Raw genomic sequence first — 26,254 nt, 5'->3', positions numbered from 1 at the left:
TATCGCAGCGGGTTAACGTCCGAACTTCTTGTACTGGATGCGCTTCGGAATGGTCGAGTCGATGCCGAGCCGGCGCTTCTTGTCTTCCTCGTAGTCCTGGAAGTTACCCTCGAACCACTCCACCTGGCTGTCGCCCTCGAAGGAGAGGATGTGGGTGGCGATGCGGTCGAGGAACATGCGATCATGGCTGATGATAACGGCGCAGCCGGCATAATCCTCCAGCGCCTCCTCAAGCGCGCGCAGGGTATCGACGTCGAGGTCGTTGGTCGGCTCGTCGAGCAGCAGCACGTTGGCGCCGGACTTCAGCATCTTGGCGAGGTGCACGCGGTTGCGCTCGCCGCCCGAGAGCATGCCGACCTTCTTCTGCTGGTCGCCGCCCTTGAAATTGAAGGCGGAACAATAGGCGCGCGAGTTGATCTCCCGTTTGCCGAGGTAGATGATGTCGTTGCCGCCGGAAATCTCTTCCCAGACGGTCTTGTTGCCATCGAGCGCGTCGCGGGACTGGTCGACATAGCCGAGCTGCACCGATTCGCCGATGGAGATGGTGCCGGAATCCGGCTTTTCCTGTCCCGTGATCATGCGGAACAGCGTCGTCTTGCCGGCGCCGTTGGGCCCGATGACGCCAACGATGCCGCCGGGCGGCAGCTTGAAGCTGAGGTCGTCGATCAGCAACCGGTCGCCGAAGCCCTTCGTCAGCCCGTTGAACTCGATGACGTTGTTGCCGAGCCGTTCGGCAATCGGGATGATGATCTGCGCGGTGGTCGGCGCCTTGTCGCTGGCCTTCTGCACCAGCTCGTCATAGCGCTGGATGCGGGCCTTGCTCTTGGCCTGGCGGGCGCGCGGCGAGGCGGAAATCCACTCCCGCTCGCGCTCCAGCGTGCGCTGGCGCGCCTCTTCCTCGCGGCCCTCCTGCTGCAGGCGCTTCTGCTTCTGCTCCAGCCACGACGAGTAATTGCCCTCGTAGGGAATGCCGCGTCCGCGATCGAGTTCCAGAATCCAGCCTGTGACGTTGTCGAGGAAGTAGCGGTCGTGGGTGACGATCAGGATCGCGCCCGGATACTGGCGTAGATGCCCTTCGAGCCACGCCACCGTCTCGGCGTCGAGATGGTTGGTCGGCTCGTCGAGCAGCAAAAGCTCAGGCTGCCACAGCAGCAGCTTGCAGAGCGCCACGCGGCGCTTCTCGCCGCCCGAGAGCTTCGCGACATCGGCGTCGTCGGGCGGACAGCGCAGGGCGTCCATCGCCTGGTCGACGCGGCTGTCGAGGTCCCACAGGTCCTGCGCCTCGATTTCGTCCTGCAGCCGCGTCATCTCGTCGGCGGTCTCGTCGGAGTAGTTCACGGCGAGTTCGTTGTACCTGTCGAGGATGGCCTGCTTCTCGGCCACGCCCTCCATGACGTTCTCGCGCACCGTCTTGGCGGGGTCCAGCTGCGGCTCCTGCGGCAGGTAGCCGACGCGCGCGCCTTCCGCCGCCCAGGCCTCGCCGGAAAAATCCTTGTCGGTGCCGGCCATGATGCGCAGCAGCGTCGACTTGCCGGCGCCGTTGACGCCGAGCACGCCGATCTTGGCACCCGGATAAAAGGAGAGGTGCACGTTGTCGAGGACCTTCTTCCCGCCAGGGTAGGCCTTGGACAAGCCATGCATGTGATAAACGTACTGATAGGAGGCCATTGGTCTCTCTGTCGATGGACGCGCGATTCGCGCTGTCGCCCGCCCGCGCCGGCGGGCTTCCGAAAAGATTTGCTGGAAACGGGTTAGCAGGCGCAGGCGCGCGCTTCAAGCCCGGCGGCGCAATTCAGGCGCCTGTGAAACCGTTCCTGCGCTATCGGTACGCTTGCGACTTGCATGGAATGACGGAATCACCACTATTATTGTTAACATTGATCTCGTTAGTAATGCCAGCAGATCCGGCTCTTCATGCATATGCTTTCCCGGCCCAGCGTGCTTCGCTTCGACTGGCGGCCCACGATCAGGACCTTGCCGGAGGGGCAATTCGTCGCCGCCATCGGGGACGTGCACGGCCACGACCATCTGCTCGCCGCCATGCACGACGCCATCCGGCGGGAGCTGGACGAACTCGGCCCGCGCAGCGCCGCCGTCATCCATCTCGGCGACCTGATCGACCGCGGCCCCCGGAACCGGGAAGCGCTGGTGCGGGCACGCGCTGGCATCGATGGCGCGTCGGCGATCACCCTGCGCGGCAACCATGAGGACAGGCTGCTTGCCTATCTCGGCGGATCGCCGGCCGCGCTGGGGCCGTGGCTGGACGCGGGCGGCGAAGGCATGTTCACCCAGATGGGGCTCGACCCGTGGCGCATCTCGCCGGCGGAGTTCCGCGCCAGATTTGGCGAGGACCTCGCCCGGTGGCTGGAGGCGACGCCGGTGATGCACCGCATCGGCCAGCTGGTCTTCGTGCATGCGGGCATCGACCCCGCCCTCCCGCTCGACCGGCAGGATCCGCACACGCTGATGTGGACGCGCCGCGCCTGGATCGACAGCCCCGGCCCTTATCCGGAAGGGGTTGCGGTGATTCACGGGCACATTCCGCGCCGGACCGTCGACTTCCGCGACCGCCACCGCATCGACCTCGACAGCGGCGTGGTGAACTGGGGAATCCTGTCCGGCCTCGTGTTTCATGGCGACCGAATGCGTTTATTGCAGGTCAGCTAGGCGTTTCTTCCATCTTATCCAAACAGCCGCAAATCTGACATAGTCCGCGGGCACAAGGCGTCCTGATTAATCGCCTTTTTTCAGCGGCTTACGGCTTACCCATCATGTCTGACACTTCTTTCGTCCGCTCTTCTCCGGTTGCGGCCAACACGACGCTCGCGGGCATCGGCCTGATGGTGTTCGGGCTGTTCGTTTTCGGCATCAACGATGTGATGGGCAAGTGGCTCGTCGCCACTTATTCCGTGGGGCAAATCCTGCTGATTCGCTCCGCTGCCGCGTTCGCGATCCTCGCGCCCTTCATCTGGCGCGCCGGGCTTTCCTCCTTCCGCGACATGCCGCATCCGCGCGTGCAGATCATCCGCGCCCTCTGCGGCACGGCGGATGTGGCGCTGTTCTACTGGGCCGTGGCCTATCTCCCGCTGGCGGACGTGATGACGTTCTATCTCGCCGGCCCGATCTACGTGACGGCCATGTCCGCGGTGTTTCTGGGCGAGCGCGTGGGGCCGACGCGCTGGACGGCGGTTCTTGTGGGCTTCCTCGGCGTGCTGATCGCGCTCGGGCCGTCGATCGTCGCGCTGTCGTGGCCGTCGCTCATCGCGCTTGCGGGCAGTGTCGCCTTCTCCGGGCTGATGGTGACGACCCGGCTGTCGCGCGGCACGGGCGATGTGCAGCTCGTCACGGTTCAGGTCGCGGCGGCCCTCGTCTGTGGCCTGATCGCCGCGCCGTTCGGCTGGGTGACGCCCGACATGACAGACTTCTTCATGCTCGGCCTGCTCGGCGTCGTCTCGATGAGCGCCTTTCTGTGCGTGAACCGCGCGCTGAAACTGGCTCCGGCTTCCGTCGTCGTGCCCTATCAGTACACGCTGATCGTCTGGGCGGTGGTGTTCGGCTATGTCTTCTTTGGCGAAATGCCGAAGGCGACGACCCTCCTCGGCGCGGCGGTGATCGTAGGCGCCGGCATCTTCCTGTTCTTCCGTGAGCAGGCAAACGCGCGCCTCGCCCGCGCGCAGCAACAGGAACAGGAGGGCGCGGCCCTTCCGCCGCGCCCCTGAAGGCCTCTTTCGGGAGCGGACGGCCGGGCAGCGCGGAACGGGCGTTTCCATCCGCCCCGGCCTGTTCTATATTGCACGCATGTCCGACAGCTTTCCTTCCGGCAGCGTCCGCGATGCGGCCCTCGAAACCCTGCTCGATTTCTATGTCGAGGCCGGGGTGGATTGCGCTGTCGGCGACGCGCCGCAGGATCGCTTTTCCCAAAGCCTGCAGGCGCGCCCCGCCCCGCTCCCGGACAGGGACGCGCCACAGGTGACGCCGGGCGATCCCGAAAGCAAGCCGCAGCCGCAACCCGCCGTGGCAGCGCCCCGCATCCGCAGCTTCGACAATGCCGACGACTCCGCCCGCGCCGCGCGCGAACGCGCGCAGGCGGCGCAAACCCTCGATGAGCTGCGTGAGGCCCTCGCCTCGTTCGAGGGATGCGGCCTCAAGGCCACGGCGAAGAATCTGGTGTTCGCAGACGGCAATCCACAGGCGCGCGTCATGTTCGTCGGCGAGGCGCCCGGCCGCGACGAGGACATCCAGGGCCTGCCCTTCGTGGGTCGATCCGGCCAGTTGCTCGACCGGATGCTGCATGCCGTCGGCCTCGACCGCAAGACGGGCGCCTACATCGCCAACATCGTGCCATGGCGCCCGCCAGGCAACCGCACGCCGACACCGCAGGAAGCAGCGGCCTGCCACCCCTTCATCGAGCGGCAGATCGAGCTGTGCGACCCCGACATCCTCGTGTGCCTCGGCGGCCCGTCCGTGCAGGCGCTGCTTGGCGTCAGGGATGGCATCCTGCGCACACGGGGGCGCTGGTTCACCTATCACACCGGCCGGCGGGAGATCCGCGCGCTCGCCACGCTCCACCCCGCCTACCTGCTGCGCCAGCCATTGCAGAAGCGCCTCGCCTGGCAGGATTTCAAGGCCCTGCGGAACGCGCTTGCCGAAACGGCCCGGGCGAAAGCTCCCGCCGGGACGTAATAGAGCGCCCGCCCGCTTATGCTCCCCAGCCGGCCACGATCGCGAGTTCCGCCTCCGGCCGCACCGTGACGACCTCCCGCCGGCCGAGATAGACGGCGCCAGAGCTGCCGTCGATGGAGAGCCAGTCGCCCGACGACACGGTGTGATCGCCGATCGTCACGCTCGTCCTGCCGTCCTTCTCCGCGAAGCCCAGCGCGCGGCAACCCACGACGCAAGCGCGCCCGAGCTGGCGCGCCACGACGGCGGCGTGGGCGGTGCGGTTGCCGGCGGCCGTCAGGGTGCCGGACGCGGCGGCGATGCCGGCGACGTCGTCTGTGGCGATGTCATGCCGGATCAGGATCACAGGCTCGTGCTGGCCCGCAAGCCGCGTCGCGGTTTCGGAGTCGAAGGCCGCCCGCCCGGCGACGGTGCCGGGCGACGCCGGAATACCGGTCGCGGCAGGCGCCTCTTCCCCGGCGAAGCGCGTCAGCACGATCTTGTCGAGATCAACGCCCGCGAGCAGCGCCCTGCCCTCGGCCGGCGTCAGGGTTTTGGCCTCCACGAGATCGACGGCGACCTTCAGCGCCGCGCGCGGTGTACGCTTGGCGGCGCGTGTCTGCAGGAAATACAGCACGCCTTCCTCGACCGTGAACTCGACGTCCTGCATGTCCTTCTGCGCGGCTTCGAGCTGGGCGATTCCCGCCACGAGTTCCCGCGCTACATGAGGCAGCCGGCGTTCCAGCAGCGACAGGTCGCCGGGAAGCCGGCGGCCTGAAACCACATCCTCGCCCTGCGCGTCGAAGAGGAAGTCCGCGTAAACGCCCGGTGCGCCGGTGGCCGGGTCGCGCGAGAACGCCACCCCCGCGCCCGAGGCGCCGCCCGCATTGCCGAACACCATGGCCTGCACGGTGACGGCGGTGCCGGTCAGATCCTCGAAATGGTTCAGCCGCCGATACTCGCGCGCCTTCGGCGCCTCCCACGACCGGTAGACGGCAAGCGCCGCGCGCTCAAGCTGCTCGGCCGGATCGACGGGTAGCGGCTTGCCGATGCCCTGCATCGCCCGGCGGTAGTCGAGGGCCAGCCGCTCCAGCGATTCCGAATCAAGATCGGCGTCGGCGGCCACGCCCTCCTCGGCCACGAGCACCGCGAGGCGCTCCTCGAAAACGCCCGCGCCGATCCCGGCCACGACTTCGCCGTAACCCTGCTGCAGGCGGCGCAGGCTGTCCCACGCAAGACGCGGATCGCCATAGAGGCGCATCAGGCCGTACACGGCAGCCTCGTTGAGGCCGACGTTCAGCACGGTATCCATCATGCCCGGCATCGACCGCTCGGCGCCCGAGCGGACGGAAACGAGCAGCGGCTGGCGGGGGTCGCCGAACACGCGCCCCGTCTCCTGTTCCAGAAACCGGATGCCCATCGTCAGCGCGTCGCGCACCTGGCGCAGCGCATCCTCGTCACTCCGGTTGACCGGCCCGCATAGCGCCGTCGGCAGCACGAAGGCTGGCGGCACGCGCAGCCCGAGCCGGCTCATCAGCCGCAACTGCGCCGCCTTGGAACCGATGTCGCGGGCGCTCACGCCGGTTTCATCGGACGCGGTCTTGCCGGACAGCGAACGGCCGATCAGCACGGGACGAACTTCGATCTCGCTCATTGCGGGTTCTCCTCCAGACTTTCCCGTTCAGGACTTCCACGGCGCCAGATCGTCGAGCACGCAATGGCGCAGGACGAGCGCGGCATGCGCGATACGATCCGTGGAGGTCTCGATGGCGCGCGCCGTCTCCACGCCGACCGTCAGCGTGCGCGCGCAGTCGATGTCAGCGATAAAGCCCGCGATCGCCGCGCGCTGGGCGGCATCGGCCTGCTTCTCGGCCTGCACCGCGTCCTCGATGCCCTCCAGCGTGTCCGCCGTGTCGCGCCGGTTGCCCGCAGGCGCCTGCAACGCGGCCGCGACCGCCCGCACGAGACCGGAGCAGCATTCCACCGCCGTGCGCGCCAGCTCGCCCAGCGGCCGCGCGATCGTCTCCGTCGCCACGTGATCGGGGGCGATGCTGAGCACGAAAACCGCCTCCTCAAGCTCGTCGACCGCGTCCTCGATGCCGTTCACAATCGGCAGGAAACGCAGGCCGCGTCCCATCGGCCCCTCCGCCATCTCGCGGGCGCGCACCGTCAGCACGTCCGCCTTCGCCTCCAGGTGCTTCGCCCGCTGGCTGAGCCGCTGGGCTGCCTCCCGGTTGAGCCCGCGCCCGTCGGAGAGCGCGTCCTGGATCATGCTCGCGAGGTCGCGCGCAAGCCCGAGCTGGCGCAGCACGATATCGAGGATCTCCCGCTCTACCGACACGACGCATTGCGTCAGCTCCGCACGCACCTCGTCGCGCAGCAGCCGCGCGGAACGGCGCTGGGCAAGCCCCTGGCTGGAAAGGCGCATCACCCTGGCCAGCAGGTCATAGGCCTGCGTCGCCCCCAGCGCGGCGTCGAGCCGCGTGCCGTAGGGAATGCGCCCTTCGGCGCTGCGCTGGATCGCATCGAACAGCAGTTCGGCCCCGCCCAGCTCCAGAAAGCCCCGGTGGCCGTAATCCTCCGCCGCTGCCTGCCGCAGCAGGCGCACGGCCTCGGACTTGCTGACGAACGGCTGCAACGCCTTGCGCGCCTTGTTCCAGTCGATCAGGAACACGATCCGCGAACCCAGATATTCCAGAAACGCCTGGCAATCGTTCTCGTCGCGCGAGGTATAGCTGCCCGTCACCAGGAAGAAGGCAGCGCCCTCGGCGAGGCCGCGCGCCTTGCGCTCGGCCAGCGGCACCCAGTCCATCTTCCAGCTGTCGAACAGGCCGACGAAGAACTGGGCCCGGCGCAGGTGGATGTCCGTATAGGTGATCGTCACCGTGCCCGCCTCGACGGCGACGACGAGCACGTGTGCGTCGGTGGTGCCGATGTCGTTCTGGATGACGAGGCGCTCGCCGCTGCGCGCGGCCGTCGTCCCCAGTCCCGGATGGCCGAAGGCAAGCCCGCGCGTGCGGTCGACGCCGCGCATGAACGCGCGGATGCGCGGCCGGTCATCGTCCGCGATATGCAGCACGTGGGCGCCGGCGAGCGTTTCGACGGAGACCTCGGTCGAGAGCTTGTTGAGTGCCTTGTGCAGGTCCATCACCAGCAGATGCGCCGTGTCGCGCCCCTCGCGGTTCGCGGAGGTGAGCGTGGCGATCTCCGCATCGCCGACCGTCTCGCCCGAAAACTCCTCAAGGCGCAATTGCTGCAACCGGGCAGAAAAATCCGCCGCCGACGGCGCGGCCACCGCATCGAGCGGGGCGATCATCGCCTCGATATCCCCCCGCAGGCCGGAAACCAGGTCGTCCGCGCCCGGCACCAGTACCGCGTCCTCCGGCAGCAGCCGCGCGCCCCTGATGCTCTCCTCAAGCGCGGGATCGTCCATCCCGGCGGCCCGCAGTTCGCCCGAAAGGCTGCGCACCCCGGCCTCGGGGTGGCGCGCGTGGGCGACGGCCTCCTGCAGCACTGTCATGCGCAGCTTCGCGCGATCATTGGCCTGCAAGGCGCCAGCCAGCAGATCGGGCACGAGAATCGCCTTTTCTCCAAGATGCTCGACGATACCGGTCTTGACAGTCATGATGCACACCTCCTGCAGAACGGGCACCCTTATCCGATTCCGATGACATTCGCGTTGCCGGAAATCATTCGCAAAAGTGTCATAAAACGGCTCCCGCCACTCCTCATGTTTTGACCGCGCCGCAATCCAGCAGCGCTCGGGCCGCAGCGGCGACCTCTTCCGGTCCACCGCCCGTCTGCAGCCGCTGCCAGTCGATCGCGCCGACATCATAGGCGGATTGCGCACGGACCACGCCGACGTCGGCATCCGACGCATCGCCGGTGCGTGCCTCGACGCGCGCTTCCAATACCGGCAGCGGCGCCTCCAGCCACAGGCCGTCGAAAGGCACGCCGACGTGCGCCGCAACCTCTCCGATCGCCGCCCGCTCCGCCGGCTTTGCATGCACGGCATCAACCACGACGCTCTGCCCCGCGCTGAGCGCCAGTGCCGCGAGATGGCGCAACCGCGCGTAGGTCCGCGCGGTGACCTCAGACGTGTAGGCTTCCGGCGGCAGATGCTGCGTCTCGGCCGTGCCGAGCAGGTTCTTGCGCTCGATGTCGCTGCGCAGATGCACCGCGCCGACCGGACGGCCGAAGCCCGGCGCCAGCAGGGCGGCGAGCGTGCTCTTGCCCGTGCCCGACAGGCCGCCGATTGCAAGAAGCCGCGCCGGGACGGGCGCGATGAAGGAGCCGGCAAGCGCGAGATAGGCCTGCGCCTCCCCCTCCGCCGTTGCCAGCGCCTCGCCCGCGAGGTGCGGCAGGGCGGCTGCCGTCACCATGGCGCGCACCCCGGCGCGGATGCTCAGCAGCAGCGGCAGCGCCGCAAGCCCGGCGATATCCGCGTCCTCCGCCCGCGCCCACAGATAGCGGTTCATCACGCCGTTGGCGATGCCGTGAAGATCGCGATCCCACAGATCCATGAGCAGGAAGGCGAGATCGTACAGGATGTCGACGGTTGCAATGCTCTCGTCGAACTCGATGGCGTCGAACAACACCGGCGCATCATCGATGAGCGCGATGTTGCGCAGGTGCATGTCGCCATGGCAGCGGCGCACGAAACCCGCTTCGGCGCGCGACAGCAGCAGGCCGCGCTGCGCATCGAGGGCGGCAAGGCTCGCGGCCTTCACCGCCTTCACCTGCTCCGGCGGGAACAGGTCCGGCCGGCTGGCGAGCCCCTCCGCGTTGCGGGCGATGTAGGTGCCGAGGTTGCGGATGGCGGACGCCGGCTCGACAGCCGCGGGCGCCGCCGCATGCGCATGCACCACCATATCCGCAAGGCGTGCCGTCATGTCCTTCGGCAACGCGCCGCGTTCGGCGAGCCTGTCGAGTGTCGCGTTCTCGTCGAACCGGCGCATGTGCACCGCCCATTCGACGACCTCTCCTTCGGGCGGCAGCTTGGCGCCAGGGGGCCCGGCCATCGGCGACTCCGCCACCGGCTGCCGGTCGGCACCAAGCGCGAGCCCCGACGGCGTGCGCAGGATCGGCGCCACGCCGAGATAGAGCGCCGGCGCATTGGCGCGGTTGGCCACGATTTCCGCCTCGCAGACCGCATGCCGCCTGTCGAGCGTCGAGAAATCCATAAAGGAATAGCGGACGGCGCGCTTGACCTTGTAAACCTCATCGCCGGCCAGAAAGACGACGGCGCCGTGCGTATCGATACGCCGAACCGCCTCTACGGCAGCTTTCCCCGCACGGGCATAACTTTCCGGGCGCGCGAGGAAGGCGAAGACATCCTCCTGCTCCCCCTCCCGTCCGGCATCTGGTCGCGCCACGGCCTTCACCCCGAACTCCCGCCGCTCGTTCATCTCCAGCCCCCGGAATCGCGCGATCCTCATGTCCATGACACGAACTTATCAGCCGTTCATGGCATTCCTATCCCTGTCGCGCGCCCATGCGGCGAAGGCACGCACGGCGATATCCCTTCGGACCAGAGAACCCGCCGCACGATCGCATCCGGACGCTCGTCCGGAAAGCCGGTTTTTCGAGCTTCGAGAAAACAGGATTCCTGTATCGACGTCTCGAAGTCCATGTCTCCGTCATCGGCAGCGGAAAGCGGAAATGTCAGACCAGGCGGCGGACCACGGCGCGACAGACCCGGGCGGGTGGAAGCAGGATCGCCTTCAGGTGCGACCTGAGCCGCGGAAAGCGGTTCGCAAGCCGACGGGCAGGCGCCGTCACCCGCCAGAAGGAACTGCGGGCGATTGCGTCATAATGCGTTTCGGCAACATGCAATTTCTTCCGCACCTCCTCCTCGCGACGTCGCAATTCTTCCTCGCGGGCGCGATACCCTTGATGCGCCCCGTCGCTTCTGGCAGCCGCCTCCTGCAGTTCCCTTTCCAGCCCGCGGATTTTGTCCTCAGCCGCCGTCAACCCGCCCCGCAGCTCCTGCTCCGCCCTCTCCAGCGCACTGACCCTGTCCCCGGCGGCGCGGGCCCTCTCCTCGGCGGCGCTCAATCCGTTACGCAGCTCCTCCTCCTGCGCGAGATACCTGTCGCACAGAAAAAGCGCTTCGTCGCCTCTGGCCGTGACCTCCTCCAGCTCCGTCTCCAACGCACGCAGTGCGACGCGCGACTCTTCCTCACGCGCGAGATGCCTGTCATGTGCCTCGTCGTTTCTCGCGGCGGCCTCCCGCAGTGTCATTTCCAGCGCGCAGGCCCTGTCTTCGGCGGCGGTCACCTGGCTCCGCAACTCCTCCTCGATCGCCCTCAGCCGCTCTCCGGCACCGTAATGCTCCCGGAAGAAGCGATCCCGCGCCTTGCAGAAGACATCCTGCAACAGCGGGGCCGTCGTGCGGTAGTAGCGGTCCCCGTCGTAAATGCAGTCCGGATAGCGGAACAGCGGACTCTCGGAAACCTTGCGCGCCTGCGCAATCATGGTTTCCCCGAAGAACCGGGGTTCGATAGAGAGCGCCTCGCCGATCTCGAAAACGTCCCTCAGGGCTTCAGGTTCGGCATAGGCGCACAGCGTTCGGAACGCCGTTTCCTCGAGCCCCGCCGAACGCAGTAGGATCTTGAAGAAAATCGGTGTGTATTCAAAGCAATGGCGGGGTTCATGCTTGAGATCGGGACTGAAGAACCAGTAGGTCCAGGGCGGAGCGCCGCTCATGAACTCCTTGAGAGTCTTGTAGGACACAGAATTGGGAACCGACATCACCAGCGTGGCTTCAGCGCCCATCCGCTCTGTGATGTTCAACATGACTCCGCTGTGATCTTTATCGACGTGCTCAAGCGTCTCAAAGAACAGGATCGTGTCGAACCGTTCCTCGATCGGCCAGTCCTGTTGACCGAGATCGAAGTTGTGAATCCGGATATCGAGCCGGGCTCCCTCCATCTCGACCGTTCTGGTCACGATCGGGCGGGGATCGTCCGGCTGAAGCTCGATCCCCTCGACGTGCGCGTAACCGAGATATCGCCATGCCCAGTAGGCCATGTATCCGAAACAGCCGACGTCCAGGCAGGTAGCATCGTCCTTCTCGGCCATGGGGATCATCGTCAGCGACGCCGCCAGACGGCGACGATGGCCCAGCACGTATGTGTATTCAAGCGCGCCACCCGTGCGTCGCAAGTGCTCGATCGTTTCATCCACGATCTCATAAGCCCGCTCCAGAGGCAGATAGCGCCCACGGGCCGGCGTCTCGGGAATGACACCCAATTCTGCGACGACTCGTTCGGCGAGCAATTGCTGGTTCATGGTCATTCCTCGCCTCCGATCATCTGTCGGGTCAGTGCATTGGGCTCAAGCAGGGGATGCTTCGCCCTGGCCTCCCTGTAAGCGGCGCGCGCCTCGGCCATGCGACCTGCGGAGTGGTAGTAAATGCCAAGCGTCAATATCAGACTCCACCGATTTTCATCGTATAGCGAAGTATCAATAAGTTGCCGAAGCAGGCGGACGTTCTCGTTGACATCCCGATACCACGACAGATCATGCCCGAAGCGTTCCGTGACCACCCGCGATGTAACCGGTTTCAAGCACCGGAAAGCGACGCTGCCGCCCCATTTCAACTCGACCGCCTTCTCGAAATGATCCTGCAGCCGCATCATCGAGATGTGGATATGCGGATGATATTCGTGGATGAATTCCTGCTGAATGACCAGGCCGCCGGCCATGATATTCGGAAAGAACTCCCGGACGGCGAAGTCTGTGATTGACGGCGCCTTGCAGAAATCGACTCCGAACACTTCGATTTCGCAGTCATCCGGATAACCTATCTTCGTGACATCGCCGGCCCTCACATCGAGTAGATGGGCATAGCCCTTCAGGTTTTCCTTGAAGATCGGCAGAAAACTGGTTTCTTCAGCAAAGTCATGGTTCGGATAGTTCGAGCGCAGATGCTCCAGAATGTAGTCGTCGTCGATCTCGAACAGGTCGTAGACGCGGATCGGGGCAGCGCCAACCGTCCTGTCCGCGAACTGAGGGTTGTTGCGAAGCCCCTCGATAAGAGCCGTGGTGGTTCCCCCGACGAAGCAGCCGCCATCGACGATGGTCCCCCGGAAACGGAAGTGTTTGCCGGCGTGAAAGTACAGCGCCCGATCGCCATATGTCAGCATGGCCGGGAAGGATTTGAGCTTCTCGGTCGCACCGTCCTCGTATTCCGCAAATATCTCCGCCACCTGTGCCTCGTTGACGGCGAGCGCGGCGTCTCTCCCGCTACGCGGCGGAAGCAGCTTCGGCGGCGTGGGCCTCTCCACGTGGACAACGGCACTTTCAAGGCCAAGCTTGGCGCTGTGGTACTCAATGAGGAACCGGACCGGGAATTGGGAAATGAGTGCCCGGCTGAACTCCCCGTCACGCCCGAGCGCCGACCGCCGGATCATGTCGAGCAGGTTGGAGACCATGTTCTGACTGGTTGCGGTTACGGCATCACGCAATATCTCTTTCAGGACGGCAACATAGTCAGCCATTCCATCGGGCGAGATACCATCCGTTTCGATTTTCCATATCAGGTGCCAAGCATGTAGAGCGGCGAAGTTGCCCACCTGCTCCTGCACGCTGAACATCTTGAGCCGGGCCACGGTCTCGCGCCACAGATACGCATATCGATGGACTTTTGCGGACGACCACCCCGTGGTGGACAGGCTCCCCGGCCGCAGCCGATACTGGACCACGACGGCGGGCTCGTAGAAGACACCGTCGGATCTGAGGTACAGGAACGGCGTGTGCGCCATGTCCTCATGTTCACCTGGAGGATAATCGAGGTTCAGTTCAATATAATAGGCGCGTTCGATCAGCGTGCCCCAGGCCCGCATCGGTATATAGGCGGCGTCCGGCAGGCCGATTGCCCCGACGAAGGCATCCATGCCGCGAAGCACGCTGCCGGGGGCGCCGTGGCGCTGGCGATCGTGCATGCGGTCGTACTCGGCGGTAGAACCGTCCGGCAGCAGCCGCTCGCAACTGCCGACAACCACGCGATGACCGCCTATTTCCGCATCTGCGACCAAAGTGCGCAAGGCATCGGGCCGGGCCAGCCTGTCGTCTGAGTCGAGAAAGAACACATAGGTTCCCCGGGCGCGCCGCGCCCCGGTATTCCGTGCCGGTCCCAGGCCGCGGTTCTCCGCATGCGTGAGTATCTGCACACGCGGGTCATTCGCCGCAATGCGCTCCGCAACAGCGCGCGACCCGTCCGGAGATGCGTCGTCGACAAGCAAGACTTCGATGTCCTGCATATCCTGCGTCAGGACGCTCTGCAGACAATCCTCAAGGTACTCTTCGACGTTGTAGACCGGAATGACGACCGACACCGTCGGTACATCGTCGTAGGCAGAGGGCAGATTGGCGAAGGAATCAGACAGCCAGACCTCAAGCCCCAACGTCTGCAAATCGAACTCGGAATGATGCTCAAGAGCCTTTTTAAATTCCGCGTTTTCCGGCTTTGCGGACGTAATCTCCTTGAATTCGACGGCGAACTTAGCTTTCAGTGCGGCCAGGATGCTACTGGGCGACATGAAGTTCGAACACGACCCTGTACTCTGCTTGTCCAGATTATAAACCCATCGGATAACGGTTTCCGCATGCGTGGAAGGCATTCCCCTTGCAATGAGAAGTTCCCTCAGTTCCTGCGGTGCATGAGTCAGGTGGGCCCAGTCCGGTATCGGGTTATGGTCGGGATTGGCAAAGCTGTAGGCAACATCTTCACTGGACACATCCTGCGCCAGCGGCACCCCCTCCGCCGCCGCGATCTGCCCCCGATCCACCCAGACATGATGCCCGAGGCTGCCCGTCCAGATCGGATACCCCTGCAAGTAAGCGATACCTCCGGGACGCAGGGCTCGCCTGATGGCACGTGCCACCCGCGACATGTCCGGAATATGCTCAAGAATTGCAATGCCGTAGACAATGTCAAAACCATGTTCGGGCAGTTCCGCCTCGGCAACATCGCCGACGGAAAACCTCACTCTGGCGGGCAGTGGTTCGCCACTACGCCAGTCGCCGATGTTCGTCGCCATGACGGATTCAGCGCCATTGGCCGCGAAAAGACGGGCCGTCGCGAGATGAAAGTCGCTGCCGATCTCAAGCACGCGCTTCCCGCGCACATCGATGCGGTCTAAGAATTTCCTGAACTCGTCCAGTTGATAGCCCGTCGCGGTTGCCTTGACATAGGGCGGTACGACAAGTCTCGGCACCGGGCTGCGCCGTTGGCGGATGAGCGGACGCCGGCGACGGCCGTCTATCGGCCCCAGCAGATCCTGCATGGCTGAATGATGGCGCTCTACATAGGCTTCATAAGCAATGGCGGTATCCTGCCGCACGGTGTCCAGAAGCCCGCGATCGACGACAAGGTCTTCTGTCAGCCTTGCAAGATCGCGCACCTCCGCAGCGGAGTGGAACCGGCTCGCGCTGCCGATGCCGGCGCCGCCGGCCACGGTTGTCATGACCGCGCAGCCATGCGCCATAGCTTCCAGCGTCTTGATCTTGATGCCCGTCCCGCCGCGCTCAGGATTGATGACCACATCGCACATCTCGAACAGCCGAGCGACGTGATCCATCCTGCCCAGCATCCGGGGCCGGGTGGCGGCGAGCAACTCCGCCGGCGCGTAATACGCAAGCGACAGCGACACGCCTCCTCCGATAAGCAGTTCGGCCCCTTCCTGCAAAAGGGGGCTCTCGCGCCAGGCCTCAAGATAGGCGATAAGGTTGTGTTCGTTGACGTAATTGCCCGATCCGATGTACCCGACCCGCAGTTTCGCGGCAGGCGGCGGCGCCTTGAACGAAATCGCCGTCGGTATCGGCCCCACGGTCACGACGTCCGCGCGTTCGCCGGCAAGCCCTCTGAAGTGATCGGCCTCATCTTCCTGCAGCGCAACGACGACGTCGGCCCTTTCGCACGCGGCCCGCTCGCCCCGATGGTCAAGGCTGACCCAACTCGCTTCGGGGTACCCCTGGGCGAGAAGCCGCCTGTTCCGATCGGCAAAACTATCATGCGTCAGCAGTATCTTCTTTGTATAAGAAGCTATGACATCGAATACTGCTGACATGAACGGATAATTGACGATCGCCACATCGTACTCGAAGCACGCCACCAGATCGGCAACACCGTCGAGCAACTCTCGCCCACACCAGTCGTCAACGTGCACATTCACGCCGTTCCGGTTGCCACCTACGAGCTGCGTGGAGACATCGATCTCCCTGTACAGATCATACTCACCGCCGGCGCGCCTTCTTACAGTCTCATCTATCGTTTCCTTATCGATTCCATAGTATAAGACGTGAATACGATAGTCAGCCTCTTTCAGATATGCGAGCCACTGACGCATGAGGGCTGAATTTCCCTCAAACTTCAGGGGATGAAAGCTGGTCACGAACAACGCAACCTTCTCTCTCGGCCGGCGATCGTCCTGAACGGCCTCCAGAAGCCGCTCAGCGGAAAGCTGTGAGGCCGGTGTCTCACGGCCAACCCAGAGATCGCAGTCTTCCTTCTTTACAGGAAAAGCATCGCATCGCTCGTAGTAGGGCAAGAATTGCACGCGATCCACGAGACCGCTTTCATCGAGATAGTTCCAGACCGAAAACGGCTCCGCCGGATCGCGCCGCCCGGCGAGAACCAGATTCACGTCGTCCCTTGTATCTGATAGCGTTTTGAACGCATATAATAATTCTTTAATTGGATATTTTTTTAAATTTAATGGTATATCGGCGCATATAAACTTTATTGAATTCAAATCTCCTCTTTTTAACACGGATTCTCTCCTGATAACAACATTATGATACAGCGAAACTATGTTATACGTTCTATCAAAAATGGCAAAAATCGAGTATCATCATTTTATTCACCTGACAAGACATCGTCAGTTGCGTATTTATCATATATTTTTATAAACTATATATTCTGAAATTAACTTAAATAAAATTATTTTAATGTTTTCACATATTAAATTATATTGATAAATTTTATTTATTGATTTTATAATTTAGCGCATGGGATACTTATATTGTAAAATAACATTATATAACTTCTATTATTTTTGGCTGTCGTGCGGAGAGAACTGCGAGCGGATACGCACCTCTCCCTCACCTCACCCCCCCCTTTACAGAGTTCATTTTATGTTCTATTTAAGGGCTATCTTTGTTCGAGAACGCAGGGCGCACAATGGCTTGCCTGGAAGCTGACGGCATCGTGGAAGAGGGACGGCGCGGCGCACTTCCGCCGGGCGACGGGCCTCTGCCGCCTAGTCCGCGGCTGCAGCGCGGGCGCGGCGCGGTATCGAATCCGACTGGCCGGTACGAGCCCGCGCAACGCGAGGCGATGGACGACGGCTGGGGCGAGCCGGACGAGCTGCCGCCGCTCAGGACCGACGTGCTGGTCGACAAGGCGCGCACCGTCATCACGCGCAACGCCTCGCCCGACATTCCGTTCGACCGCTCGATCAACCCCTATCGCGGTTGCGAGCACGGCTGTGTCTATTGTTTCGCGCGCCCCACCCATGCCTATGTCGGGCTTTCGCCCGGGCTCGACTTCGAGTCGCGGCTGTTCGCCAAGCCCGATGCCGCAATCCTGCTCGAAAAGGAGCTGTCGAGGCCCGGCTACACACCACGCACGCTCGCCATCGGCACCAATACCGATCCCTACCAGCCGATCGAGCGCCAGTACCAGCTGATGCGCGGCATTCTCGAAGTGCTGGGGCGGATGGGGCATCCAGTCAGCATCGTGACGAAATCCGCGCTCGTCACACGCGACATAGACCTGCTCGCGCCGATGGCGAGCCAAGGCCTTGCCTGCGTCGCGATTTCGGTGACGACGCTCGACGGAAAGCTCGCGCGCACCATGGAGCCGCGCGCAGCAGCACCCCACCGGCGGCTAGCGGCGATACGGCAGCTGGGCGAGGCGGGCATTCCCGTCTCCGTCATGGTCGCACCGATCATTCCGGCCATCAACGACAGCGAGATCGAGACCATTCTCGAAAAGGCGCATGAAGCCGGCGCGCGGGAAGCGGGCTACGTGCTGCTGCGGTTGCCGCTGGAGGTACGCGATCTCGTGACCGAATGGCTGGTGACGCATTACCCCGACAAGGCGAGACATGTCCTGTCGCTCATCCGCTCCATGCGTGGCGGCAAGGATTACGATGCGCGCTGGAACGAGCGCATGACGGGCACCGGCCCCTACGCGGCGCTGATCGCCCGCCGTTTCGAACTCGCCATGCAGCGTATCGGCTACCTCAAGCGCCACCCGCGGCTGCGCACGGATCTCTTCCGCGGCGCGCCGAAGGCCGCCGAACAGTTGAGCCTGTTCTGATGCGCGTCCTGTGGCCGTCAGGCCTTCCCGCGTTCCTTCAGAAAGGCCTCGTGCGCACGCTTCAGTTCGCCGGAAAGGCCGACCGCGATAAGGGCCCGCGTCTCCGCGACGCCGTAGAGCGCGATGAAGGAGCCGAAACGCGGGCCGCGCTCCTCACCGAACAGGATACGGTAAAGCGTGGAAAACCATGTCTGCGAGACGCCCGGACGGCCGTCCGGGCTTTTCGTCTTGCCGCTGGTATCGGGAAAATGTTTGCGGCCGACTTCGTAGACAACGTTCTGCAGCGCCTCTGCGTCGGTGGAGCCCGTCTGCTGCGCGAGTTCGGCGGACAAGTCCTCCAGCGCATCCAGCTCCGCGTCCGTCGGGTCGGCGTAGTTCTTGGCCGGCTTCACGAAGTCACGGAAGTAATTAATGGCATACCCGACGAGCCGATCGAGCTGCGGATGGTTTTCCGGCGAGGTGCCGGGTGCGTAGCGCTGGATGAAGCCCCACAGCACCGTCTTGTCCTCGGAGTTGGCGACGGCGGCGAGGTTGAGCAGCATGGCGAAGCTCAACTGCGTGCCGCGCCCCTCGTCCGAGGGCGCGCCGATCGTCTCGGGCGCGGGCGGGTTTCCGGCATGGATGTGCCAGACCGGGTTGCCCAGCCGCAGCTTCCATTCCTGCCGCCCGTAATTGGCGAGGAAGGAAAGATAGTCGTCGACGTGGCGCGGAATGACGTCGAAATAGAGCCGTTTGGCCTCGCGCGGCTTGTTGTACATGAACAGCGCGAGACTTTCCGGCGTGCCGTAGCGCAGCCATTCATCGATGGTGAGGCCATTGCCCTTCGACTTGGAAATCTTGGTGCCGTGCTCGTCGAGGAACAGCTCGTAGTTGAAGCCTTCCGGCGGTTCGGTGCCGAGCACGCGGGCGATCTGGCCGGACAGCTTCACCGAGTCGATGAGGTCCTTGCCAGCCATTTCGTAGTCGACGCCGAGCGCCGCCCAGCGCATCGCCCAGTCGGGCTTCCACTGCAGCTTGACGTGACCGCCGGTCACCGGCGTCTCGAAGCGCTCCTGTGTCTCGGGGTCGCGCCAGACGATGGTGCCGGCCTCCGCGCGCACCTCATCCACCGGCACCTGCATCACGATGCCGGTCTTCGGGTGGATCGGCAGGAAGGGCGAGTAGCTCTGCGCCCGCTCGGCGCGCAGGCTTGGCAGCATCACTTCCATCACGGCGTCGTAGTGGCACAGCATCAGCAGCAACGTCTCATCGAAAACACCGCTGCGGTAGACCTGTGTCGCCGAACGGAATTCGTAGTCGAAGCCAAAACTGTCGAGAAACGCCTGCAGCCGCGCGTTGTTGTGGGCACCGAAGCTGTCGTGGGTGCCGAAGGGATCGGGCACCTGTGTCAGCGGCCGGCCGAGGAAGGGGATGAGGCTTTCCTTGTTGGGAATGTTGTCCGGCACCTTGCGCAGGCCGTCGAGGTCGTCGGAAAAGGCGACGAGGCGTGTGGGAACGCGGCCCTCCGTCAGCACCTGGAAGGCGTGTCGCACCATGGAGGTGCGCGCCACCTCGCCGAAGGTGCCGATGTGCGGCAGGCCGGACGGACCGTAACCGGTCTCGAACAGCACATCCTTCTTGCCGGTCCGCCCGATGCGCGCCACGAGTTTGCGCGCTTCCTCGAACGGCCACGCGGCCGAGATCTGAGCTGCCTCGACAAGCGCGGGATCAAGGTGGAGCGGGGCAACCATGGGTTCACTCTTTCGACATTGGACGACACGAATCCGCCCGCGCGGCGCCGATCGGATGCCGGTCGGGCGGACGGAAGGCGGATCAGGGGCGCAGACAGTAGGAATTGTGCGCGGCAACGTCAACGCGGCAGGTACCCCTTCACCGCGATTCAGGACGCCGCCGACCGGAATTTGGGCTTTCCCGCGGCGATTTTGTCGATATCGTGTGCCGTTGCGTCGCGGAACGGGTTAGTTTCGCGCTTCATTCGGCTTCGTGGGGAGAATCGCCATGACCAGCAGGTACCAGTCCTTCGATGATCCGGCCGCTGCCACACCGCCCGGCGCGCGACCGGGAGCGGAGCGTCTGGCCGCCCTCCGCCGCGTGCTGGCGCAGCACGGCCTTTCCGGCTTCATCGTACCCCGCGCCGACGAGCATCAAGGAGAATACGTCCCGGCGGGCGAGGAAAGGCTGGCGTGGCTGACGGGCTTTTCCGGCTCTGCCGGCACCGCGGTGGTGCTGGAGAATGAAGCCGCGGTGGTGGTCGACGGGCGGTACGTCATTCAGGTTCGCGAGCAGATCGACACCACTCTCTTCGCGCCGGTCGCGCTTGCGCAGACCACGCCGGAGCAATGGATCGCCAGCCACCTGCCCGAAGGTGGCGCGCTCGGCTATGACCCATGGCTGCATACGGACGGGCAGGTCCGGCGACTGGAGAAGGCCGCCGCGGAGGCGCGCGGCACGCTTGTGGCGGTCGCTGAAAACCCCCTCGACACCGTCTGGAGCAACCGTCCGCCGCAGCCACGCGCGCCCGTCCGGCTGCATCCGCTTTCGGTCGCCGGCGAAACCGCAGCCAGCAAGCTGGCGCGCCTGCGCGAGCGGCTCGCGCAGGCAAAGATTGACGGGCTGATCGTCAGCGATCCGCACAACATCGCGTGGCTGTTCAATATTCGCGGCAGCGACGTGCCTCACACGCCGATTGCGCTCGGCTATGCACTGGTGCCGGCGACGGAGAGGCCGACGCTGTTCCTCGCGCCCGACCGCTTCGACGAGATCACGGCGAGCGCGGTCAGTCAGGTCGCGGACCTGGCGCCGGCGGGTACTGCGCCCGAGGGGCGTCCCCTCGGGGCGCGGGAGGCGCTGGCCCACGCCATCGCCGGTCTCGTGGCACGCGCGGGAAAGGCCGTCTGCATCCAGATCGATTCCGCGACGGGCGCCTTCGCCCTGCAGCATACCGTCGCCAACGCCGAGGCCCGGTTCCACATCGCTGACGACCCGCTGACAGCGCTCAAGGCGGTCAAGAACCGGCGCGAGATCGAGGGTGCGCGCGCTGCACAGCGGCGGGACGGTGCTGCCGTGACGCGGTTCCTGGCCTGGGTGGCGCGCGAGGCCCCCTCCGGCAAGCTCACGGAGATCGATGTCGTCGAGGCGCTGGAAGGCTTCAGGCGCGACACCGGTCTGCTGGTGGACATCTCCTTCCCGACCATCGCCGGCGCGAACGAGAACGCCGCGCTGCCCCACTACCGCGTCACCCGCGCCGGCAACCGCCCGGTGACGCCCGGCATCCTGCTGGTCGATTCGGGCGGGCAATATGTCGACGGCACCACGGACATCACGCGCACGGTGGCGATCGGCACGCCGTCGCCCGAATTGCGGGACCGGTTCACGCGGGTCCTCAAGGGCCATATCGCCGTCGCGACCGCCGTCTTCCCCAAAGGCACATCCGGCACGCAGATCGACCCCTTCGCCCGGCTTCCGCTCTGGGAAGCGGGGCTCGACTTCGACCATGGCACCGGCCACGGCGTCGGCTCCTTCCTGTCGGTGCACGAGGGGCCGCAGCGCATTTCCCGGCTCGGCGGGGTCGCGCTCGAAGCCGGCATGATCCTGTCGAACGAACCCGGATACTACCGCGAGGGGCATTACGGCATCCGCATCGAGAATTTGCTGGTCGTCGAGGACCGGCAGGTGCCGGGCGCGGACCGACCCGTCCTCGGGTTCGAAACCATCACGCTCGCGCCCATTGACCGCAGCCTCGTTGCCGTGTCGCTGCTGAGCGACGCCGAGCGCGCGTGGCTCAACGCCTATCACGACCGCGTCCGCAACACGCTCGCGGCCCATGTCGACGACGAGACGCGCGCGTGGCTTGCCAGCGCGACGGCGCCCCTCTGATCTGTTTATCAGCATACAGGACTTGCGTGGACGATGGTCATGTTTCCCAAACGGCTTGTAGACGGTTACCGCTCATTCCTCGACGGACGCTTCACCAGCGAGCGGTCGCGCTACGCGGTGCTGGCGGAGAGCGGACAGAGCCCCGAGATCATGGTGGTCGGCTGCGTCGATTCGCGCGTGTCGCCGGAGGTCATTTTCGATGCCTCGCCCGGTGAGCTGCTCGTGGTGCGCAACGTTGCCAATCTGGTGCCGGCCTATGACACGGACCGTGATTCGCAACACGGCACGAGCGCGGCGCTGGAATTCGGTGTCCAGGCCCTCAAGGTGAAGCATATCGTCGTGCTCGGCCACGCCTCCTGCGGCGGCATCAAGGCGTTCGCGGACGAGAGCAAGCCGCTTTCGGCGGGCGACTTCATCGGCAACTGGATGTCCCAGATCGCACCGGCGGCAAACGGGCTAGGCGCGCGGACGGGGTATGACGGAGCGGATTATCTGCGGCGCCTCGAACTGGCGTCTGTGGCGCTGAGCCTCGATAACCTGCTGACCTTTCCCTTCGTCGCGCGGGCGGTCGCGGGCGGCGCGCTCACGCTGCACGGCGCCTATTTCGGCATCGGCAGCGGCGAACTGCTGGTGCGCGACCCCGCTTCCGGCGCATTCGAGCCGACCGTGGAGGCCTCCGCGTTGCTCCCCCGCTTTCGCTGCACCTGATACCCTCCCTCGATCGAGGCAGGGGCAAGGACAGGCGTTGATATGAGTCATCCAATCACAAAACGGGTGCCGTTCTCTGGATGAATTTGAGGCGAAAGCAAGGGGGCGGAGCCGGCGCAACGTCCGCTCAGTCAGGGCGCAGGCTCGCGAGCGTTTCCGCGAAGGCGGGGTCGCCGCGCCGCGCGTCGCGGATCAGGTGGCCTTGCGCCATGACGACGAGGCGGTCGGCGGCCTCCGCCTCGCGCCGCACGTGGGTTGCAATCAGCATGGTGCGCCCACCCGTTTTTGCCGCGCCATGAAGGCGGCGCAACACGTCGCGCGCTGTCACGGCGTCCAGGCCTTCGGTCGCCTCATCGATGAGCCACAGGGGATCGGGGCGCAATAGAAGGCGTGCGAGCGCGAGCCGGCGTGCCTGCCCGCCCGAAAGCCCGAGGCCGCCCTCGCCGAGGCGCGTGTCGAGGCCGGAGGACATCCGGCGCACGCCGGCAGCGAGCCCCGCATCGTCGAGCGCCTGCCAGAGCAGCGCGTCGGATGCGGCGGGCGCGGCGAGACGCAGGTTGTCGCGCAGGCTGTCCTGAAAGAGTTCCGTGCGCTGGGGCAGCAGCGTCAGGGGCTGCGCCCTCACGGTGCCCGTGCGCGGCTGCAGTTCCCCGGCGAGAAGCGCGAGCAGCGTTGATTTCCCCGCGCCGCTCGGGCCGACGAGGGCGACGACCTCGCCTTCGGATATCGTCAGAGACAGGTCGTCGAGCACGGGACACTCCGCGCCGTCATGGAAGAACGTGACCCGTTCCAGCGCAAGCGCCAGGCCGGGCGTGGGCCGCGCGGCGGACGCCGCCGCCTCCCCCGCGTCCGCCAGTTGCGGGCCGAGCCGGCGCGCGGAGAGCAGCGTGCGTCCGAGTTCCAGCGCGCCGCGTTGCAGACCTGCGAAGGGTTCGAGCGCAGCGAGCGCGACGAGCAGCAGCAGCGCCGCCACAGGCGCGCCGATCGCACCGCCTTCCACCAGCACGCCGACCGTTAGCAGCATCGCGGTAAGGACGGCGGTCGAGACGAGACCGAAGCCTGCGGCCGAATACGTATCGAGACGATGAAGGGCATCGTCCGCCGCGCTCAGCCGCCCGTCGGCCGCCAGCACCCGCTCGCACTGTGCCGCGAGCTGCCCGGCCATGACGAGTTCCGTCTGCCCGGAGGAAAGGTCGATGGTGCGGGCGCGCAATGCCTCCAGTGCGAAGGCGCGCAGGCGAGCCTGCCGGCGGCTGGCGCGGGCGACCGCAAGCGGAATGCCGAGCCCGGCGGCGAGCAGCGCCACCGCCAGCGCCAGCCCCGTCCAGGCATGGGCAAGCGCGACCGCGCCCCCCGCGAGCAGCGCCGTGGCGATGGCGGCGACCGCAGGCACGATCACACGCAGATAAACCGAATCGAGGGCATCGACGTCCGCCGTGAGCCGGAAGAGCAGCGTTGCCGGGCGCATCAGCAGGCGGCGGGCCATGCCGGGCCGCGCCCAACCACGAAACAGCCGCTCGCGGATCGTGGCGAGGATGGCGAGCGTCGCATCGTGCGTCGTCAGCCGCTCGCCGTAACGCCCGGCGGTGCGCACCAGCGCCAGCAGCCGAACGCCGGCGGCGGGCGCGAACACGTCGAACGCCAGCGCGGTCGCCGGCAGCAGCCCGGCAAGCGCGGCAGCGGCGATGAACCAGCCGGAAAGGCCAAGCAGGGCGACACCGGCGAGCATCGTCAGCGCCGCGAGCGCGACGCCGAGCAGCAGCATCCGCCGTTGTCCGGCCCAGAAAAGCGCGAGGATGGGACGCATGTCGCGCCAGCCGCCCCGGATCATGACGCCTCCCGGCCCGCCGGCGCGGCATCGCCGATGCGCACGACACGATCCATGCGCGCGGCGAGCACGGGATCGTGGGTGGCGACGATCAGTGTGCGCCCCGCGGCCGATTGCAGCAGGCCCGCCGTGACCTCCGCCGCCGTCATGGAATCGAGATGGGCCGTGGGTTCGTCGGCAAGGATGAGATCGGCGCGCGGGTCCGCCGCCGCCCGCGCCAGCGCGAGCCGCAGGGCTTCGCCGCCGGAAAGTCCCGCGCCCGCCTCGCCGACAATGCGCGTCGCAGCCCGGTCGCCGATGGCGCATAGCGTGAGGGCGCGCGCCACGTCCGCCCGCCCGATCCGGTCGCGGTCCAGCGTGACATTGCGCGCGACGCTGCCGGCGAAGAAATGCGGCTTCTGCCCGATCCAGGCCATGCGCCCGCGCAGGCTCGCCGCCGTGTCGCCGGTGAGCGGCATGCCGCCGACGGCGATCTCGCCCGTCCGCGCACCGGCGAGCCCGGCGATCAGCGCCAGCAGGGTGGATTTGCCCGCGCCGCTCGTGCCCAGCAGAGCGACCTTCTCGCCGGCCGCGACATCGAGCGAAAAGCCGTCGATGACGTTTTCGGCATCTCCCGGATAGCGGAACGCGAGATCGCGGACCGCCACGGCGGGCGGCAGGGCACGCGCGCCGGTGTCAGCGGACGCACGCGCGGCGACGAGCGCGCCGGGCAGGAGCATCGCTCCGTCTCCCTCCCCCGCCAGCCCGCGCAGGGCGCCGAGAGCCGCCTCGCCGGCGGCACGGTCGTGCCAGACGGTGGCGAGTTCACGCAGCGGCTCGAAGAAAGTAGGCGCCAGCAGCAGGATGAACAGTCCCTCGCCCAGCGTCAGCTTGCCGCCCCATGCGCCGAAGGGAAACTGCCCCAGAAAATGGAAACCGACATAGACTGCGATCAGCGCCACGCCGAGCGCCGAAAACAGCTCCAGCACGGCGGAGGACAGGAAAGCGATGCGCAGCACAGCCATCGTGCGCTCCTTCAGCGCGACGGCGGAAGCACGCAGGCGCAGTGCCGTCGCCTCCGTGGCGTGCAGCGCGCGGATGGTGGTCATGCCCCGCAGCCTGTCGAGCAGGAAGCCGTTCATGCCGCCGATCTCCAGCATCTGCACCTCGCTGGCCTCCTTCGCGCGCAAGCCGATCAGCGCCATGAAGAGCGGGATCAGCGGCGCGGAAACCAGCAGGACGAGCGCCGCCAGCCAGGACAGCGGCAGGACGACGGCGAGGATCGCGGCAGGCACCAGCGCGGTACGCAGGCGCACGGGCCGATAGCGCGACAGATAGGGCAGCACGGCCTCGGCCTGTTCGCCGATAGCACTCGCCGCAAAGCCGGAAGCGGGCTTCTCCCGGTCGACCGGCGACCGGCGCGCGATGGCCGTCACCGCCCGCGCACGCATCGCCGCGAGTTGCGCACGCGCGGCACGGAACGTCAGCCGACTGCCCGCCGCGTGGACAAGCGCGCGCAGCGTGCCCAGCAGGAAGACGGCCGCCGCCGGCAGAACCACCGCCCGGAAGCCCGCGCCCGTCGAGAGCTGCTGCACGGCCCACGCCAGCGCCGCGGCCTGCGGCAGCCAGAGCAAGGCGGCGCCCGCCTGCATCCAGGCGCCAAGGCCAACGCCGGACCGTCGCGACCTGTCATCGGGAACGGCCGCCTGCAAATCAGCGGCCGCTTGCGTGCTTTCTGGCGGGCGTCCCTTCACCGGGTTTTCGTTTTCTTCGCTTCGTCGTCCATCAGTTCATACCACATCGCGTTCAGCACCGCGAAGGCGGCCGCCAGCGGCAGGCCGAGAAGCCATGCGAAATACCACATCGTCGTTCCC

The 26,254-nt window shown here is 65.8% G+C and carries 16 protein-coding genes; 6 read left to right on the top strand and 10 right to left on the bottom strand.

Annotated features, from left to right (window positions below; translation table 11 throughout):
* Positions 1–12: 12 nt before the first annotated feature.
* A complete protein-coding gene (ettA, locus tag ACFFJ7_RS15345; RefSeq protein ID WP_166949945.1) occupies positions 13–1,668 on the bottom strand; it encodes an energy-dependent translational throttle protein EttA in 1,656 nt (551 codons plus the stop codon).
* Positions 1,669–1,914: 246 nt separating this feature from the next.
* Between ettA and ACFFJ7_RS15340 the strand changes: the two genes are divergently transcribed.
* The 3 genes from ACFFJ7_RS15340 to ACFFJ7_RS15330 all read left to right on the top strand — a co-directional run bounded on the left by ACFFJ7_RS15340 (position 1,915) and on the right by ACFFJ7_RS15330 (position 4,683).
* A complete protein-coding gene (locus ACFFJ7_RS15340) occupies positions 1,915–2,667 on the top strand; it encodes a metallophosphoesterase (protein WP_377593439.1) in 753 nt (250 codons plus the stop codon).
* Positions 2,668–2,771: 104 nt separating this feature from the next.
* A complete protein-coding gene (locus tag ACFFJ7_RS15335; protein WP_166949942.1) occupies positions 2,772–3,719 on the top strand; it encodes a DMT family transporter in 948 nt (315 codons plus the stop codon).
* A 79-nt stretch (positions 3,720–3,798) separates the two neighbouring features.
* The gene (locus ACFFJ7_RS15330; protein WP_377593488.1) at positions 3,799–4,683 is read left to right on the top strand and encodes a uracil-DNA glycosylase; all 885 of its coding nucleotides are present in this window, start codon (positions 3,799–3,801) and stop codon (positions 4,681–4,683) included.
* Positions 4,684–4,699: 16 nt separating this feature from the next.
* Here ACFFJ7_RS15330 and ACFFJ7_RS15325 read toward each other — a convergent pair whose 3' ends face one another.
* The 5 genes from ACFFJ7_RS15325 to ACFFJ7_RS15305 form a co-directional block, all read right to left on the bottom strand.
* A complete protein-coding gene (locus ACFFJ7_RS15325; protein ID WP_377593437.1) occupies positions 4,700–6,313 on the bottom strand; it encodes a PEP/pyruvate-binding domain-containing protein in 1,614 nt (537 codons plus the stop codon).
* A 27-nt stretch (positions 6,314–6,340) separates the two neighbouring features.
* Complete coding sequence (locus tag ACFFJ7_RS15320) at positions 6,341–8,284, bottom strand: hypothetical protein (RefSeq protein WP_166949936.1); 1,944 nt, start codon at positions 8,282–8,284, stop codon at positions 6,341–6,343.
* 103 nt (positions 8,285–8,387) lie between these two features.
* A complete protein-coding gene (locus ACFFJ7_RS15315; protein ID WP_377593436.1) occupies positions 8,388–10,103 on the bottom strand; it encodes a bifunctional aminoglycoside phosphotransferase/ATP-binding protein in 1,716 nt (571 codons plus the stop codon).
* A 220-nt stretch (positions 10,104–10,323) separates the two neighbouring features.
* Positions 10,324–11,958, bottom strand: a complete 1,635-nt coding sequence (locus ACFFJ7_RS15310; RefSeq protein WP_377593435.1) for a methyltransferase domain-containing protein — start codon at positions 11,956–11,958, stop codon at positions 10,324–10,326.
* Complete coding sequence (locus ACFFJ7_RS15305) at positions 11,955–16,310, bottom strand: glycosyltransferase (RefSeq protein ID WP_377593434.1); 4,356 nt, start codon at positions 16,308–16,310, stop codon at positions 11,955–11,957. Before ACFFJ7_RS15305 ends, ACFFJ7_RS15310 begins: the two co-directional genes overlap by 4 nt.
* A 536-nt stretch (positions 16,311–16,846) precedes the next feature.
* Between ACFFJ7_RS15305 and ACFFJ7_RS15300 the strand changes: the two genes are divergently transcribed.
* Positions 16,847–17,989 (top strand): PA0069 family radical SAM protein, encoded by a 1,143-nt coding sequence (locus ACFFJ7_RS15300; protein WP_377593433.1) that lies wholly within the window; start codon positions 16,847–16,849, stop codon positions 17,987–17,989.
* A gap of 17 nt (positions 17,990–18,006) precedes the next feature.
* On the opposite strand, the gene ACFFJ7_RS15295 is transcribed toward ACFFJ7_RS15300, so the two are convergent.
* Positions 18,007–19,719 (bottom strand): lysine--tRNA ligase, encoded by a 1,713-nt coding sequence (locus ACFFJ7_RS15295; RefSeq protein ID WP_377593432.1) that lies wholly within the window; start codon positions 19,717–19,719, stop codon positions 18,007–18,009.
* A 268-nt stretch (positions 19,720–19,987) separates the two neighbouring features.
* On the opposite strand from ACFFJ7_RS15295, the gene ACFFJ7_RS15290 reads away from it, so the two are divergent.
* Both ACFFJ7_RS15290 and ACFFJ7_RS15285 read left to right on the top strand, forming a co-directional pair.
* Positions 19,988–21,865, top strand: coding sequence for an aminopeptidase P family protein (locus ACFFJ7_RS15290; protein WP_377593431.1), 1,878 nt, complete (start codon positions 19,988–19,990; stop codon positions 21,863–21,865).
* 39 nt (positions 21,866–21,904) lie between these two features.
* Positions 21,905–22,573, top strand: a complete 669-nt coding sequence (locus ACFFJ7_RS15285; RefSeq protein WP_166949919.1) for a carbonic anhydrase — start codon at positions 21,905–21,907, stop codon at positions 22,571–22,573.
* Between the two features lie 127 nt (positions 22,574–22,700).
* Here ACFFJ7_RS15285 and cydC read toward each other — a convergent pair whose 3' ends face one another.
* Genes cydC through cydX form a run of 3 tightly spaced genes read right to left on the bottom strand, consistent with a single transcriptional unit; the run spans position 22,701 to position 26,244 of the window.
* Positions 22,701–24,401, bottom strand: coding sequence for a thiol reductant ABC exporter subunit CydC (gene cydC / locus ACFFJ7_RS15280; protein WP_377593486.1), 1,701 nt, complete (start codon positions 24,399–24,401; stop codon positions 22,701–22,703).
* Positions 24,401–26,134, bottom strand: a complete 1,734-nt coding sequence (gene cydD / locus ACFFJ7_RS15275; protein WP_377593430.1) for a thiol reductant ABC exporter subunit CydD — start codon at positions 26,132–26,134, stop codon at positions 24,401–24,403. Before cydD ends, cydC begins: the two co-directional genes overlap by 1 nt.
* Positions 26,131–26,244, bottom strand: a complete 114-nt coding sequence (gene cydX / locus ACFFJ7_RS15270; RefSeq protein ID WP_166949914.1) for a cytochrome bd-I oxidase subunit CydX — start codon at positions 26,242–26,244, stop codon at positions 26,131–26,133. Before cydX ends, cydD begins: the two co-directional genes overlap by 4 nt.
* Positions 26,245–26,254 lie beyond the last annotated feature (10 nt).

The organism is Pseudochelatococcus lubricantis (assembly GCF_042432495.1).
GTDB classification, from domain to species: domain Bacteria; phylum Pseudomonadota; class Alphaproteobacteria; order Rhizobiales; family Beijerinckiaceae; genus Pseudochelatococcus; species Pseudochelatococcus lubricantis.
The sequence above is the reverse complement of the archived record's forward strand: the minus strand, read 5'-3'. Positions and strand labels throughout refer to the sequence as shown.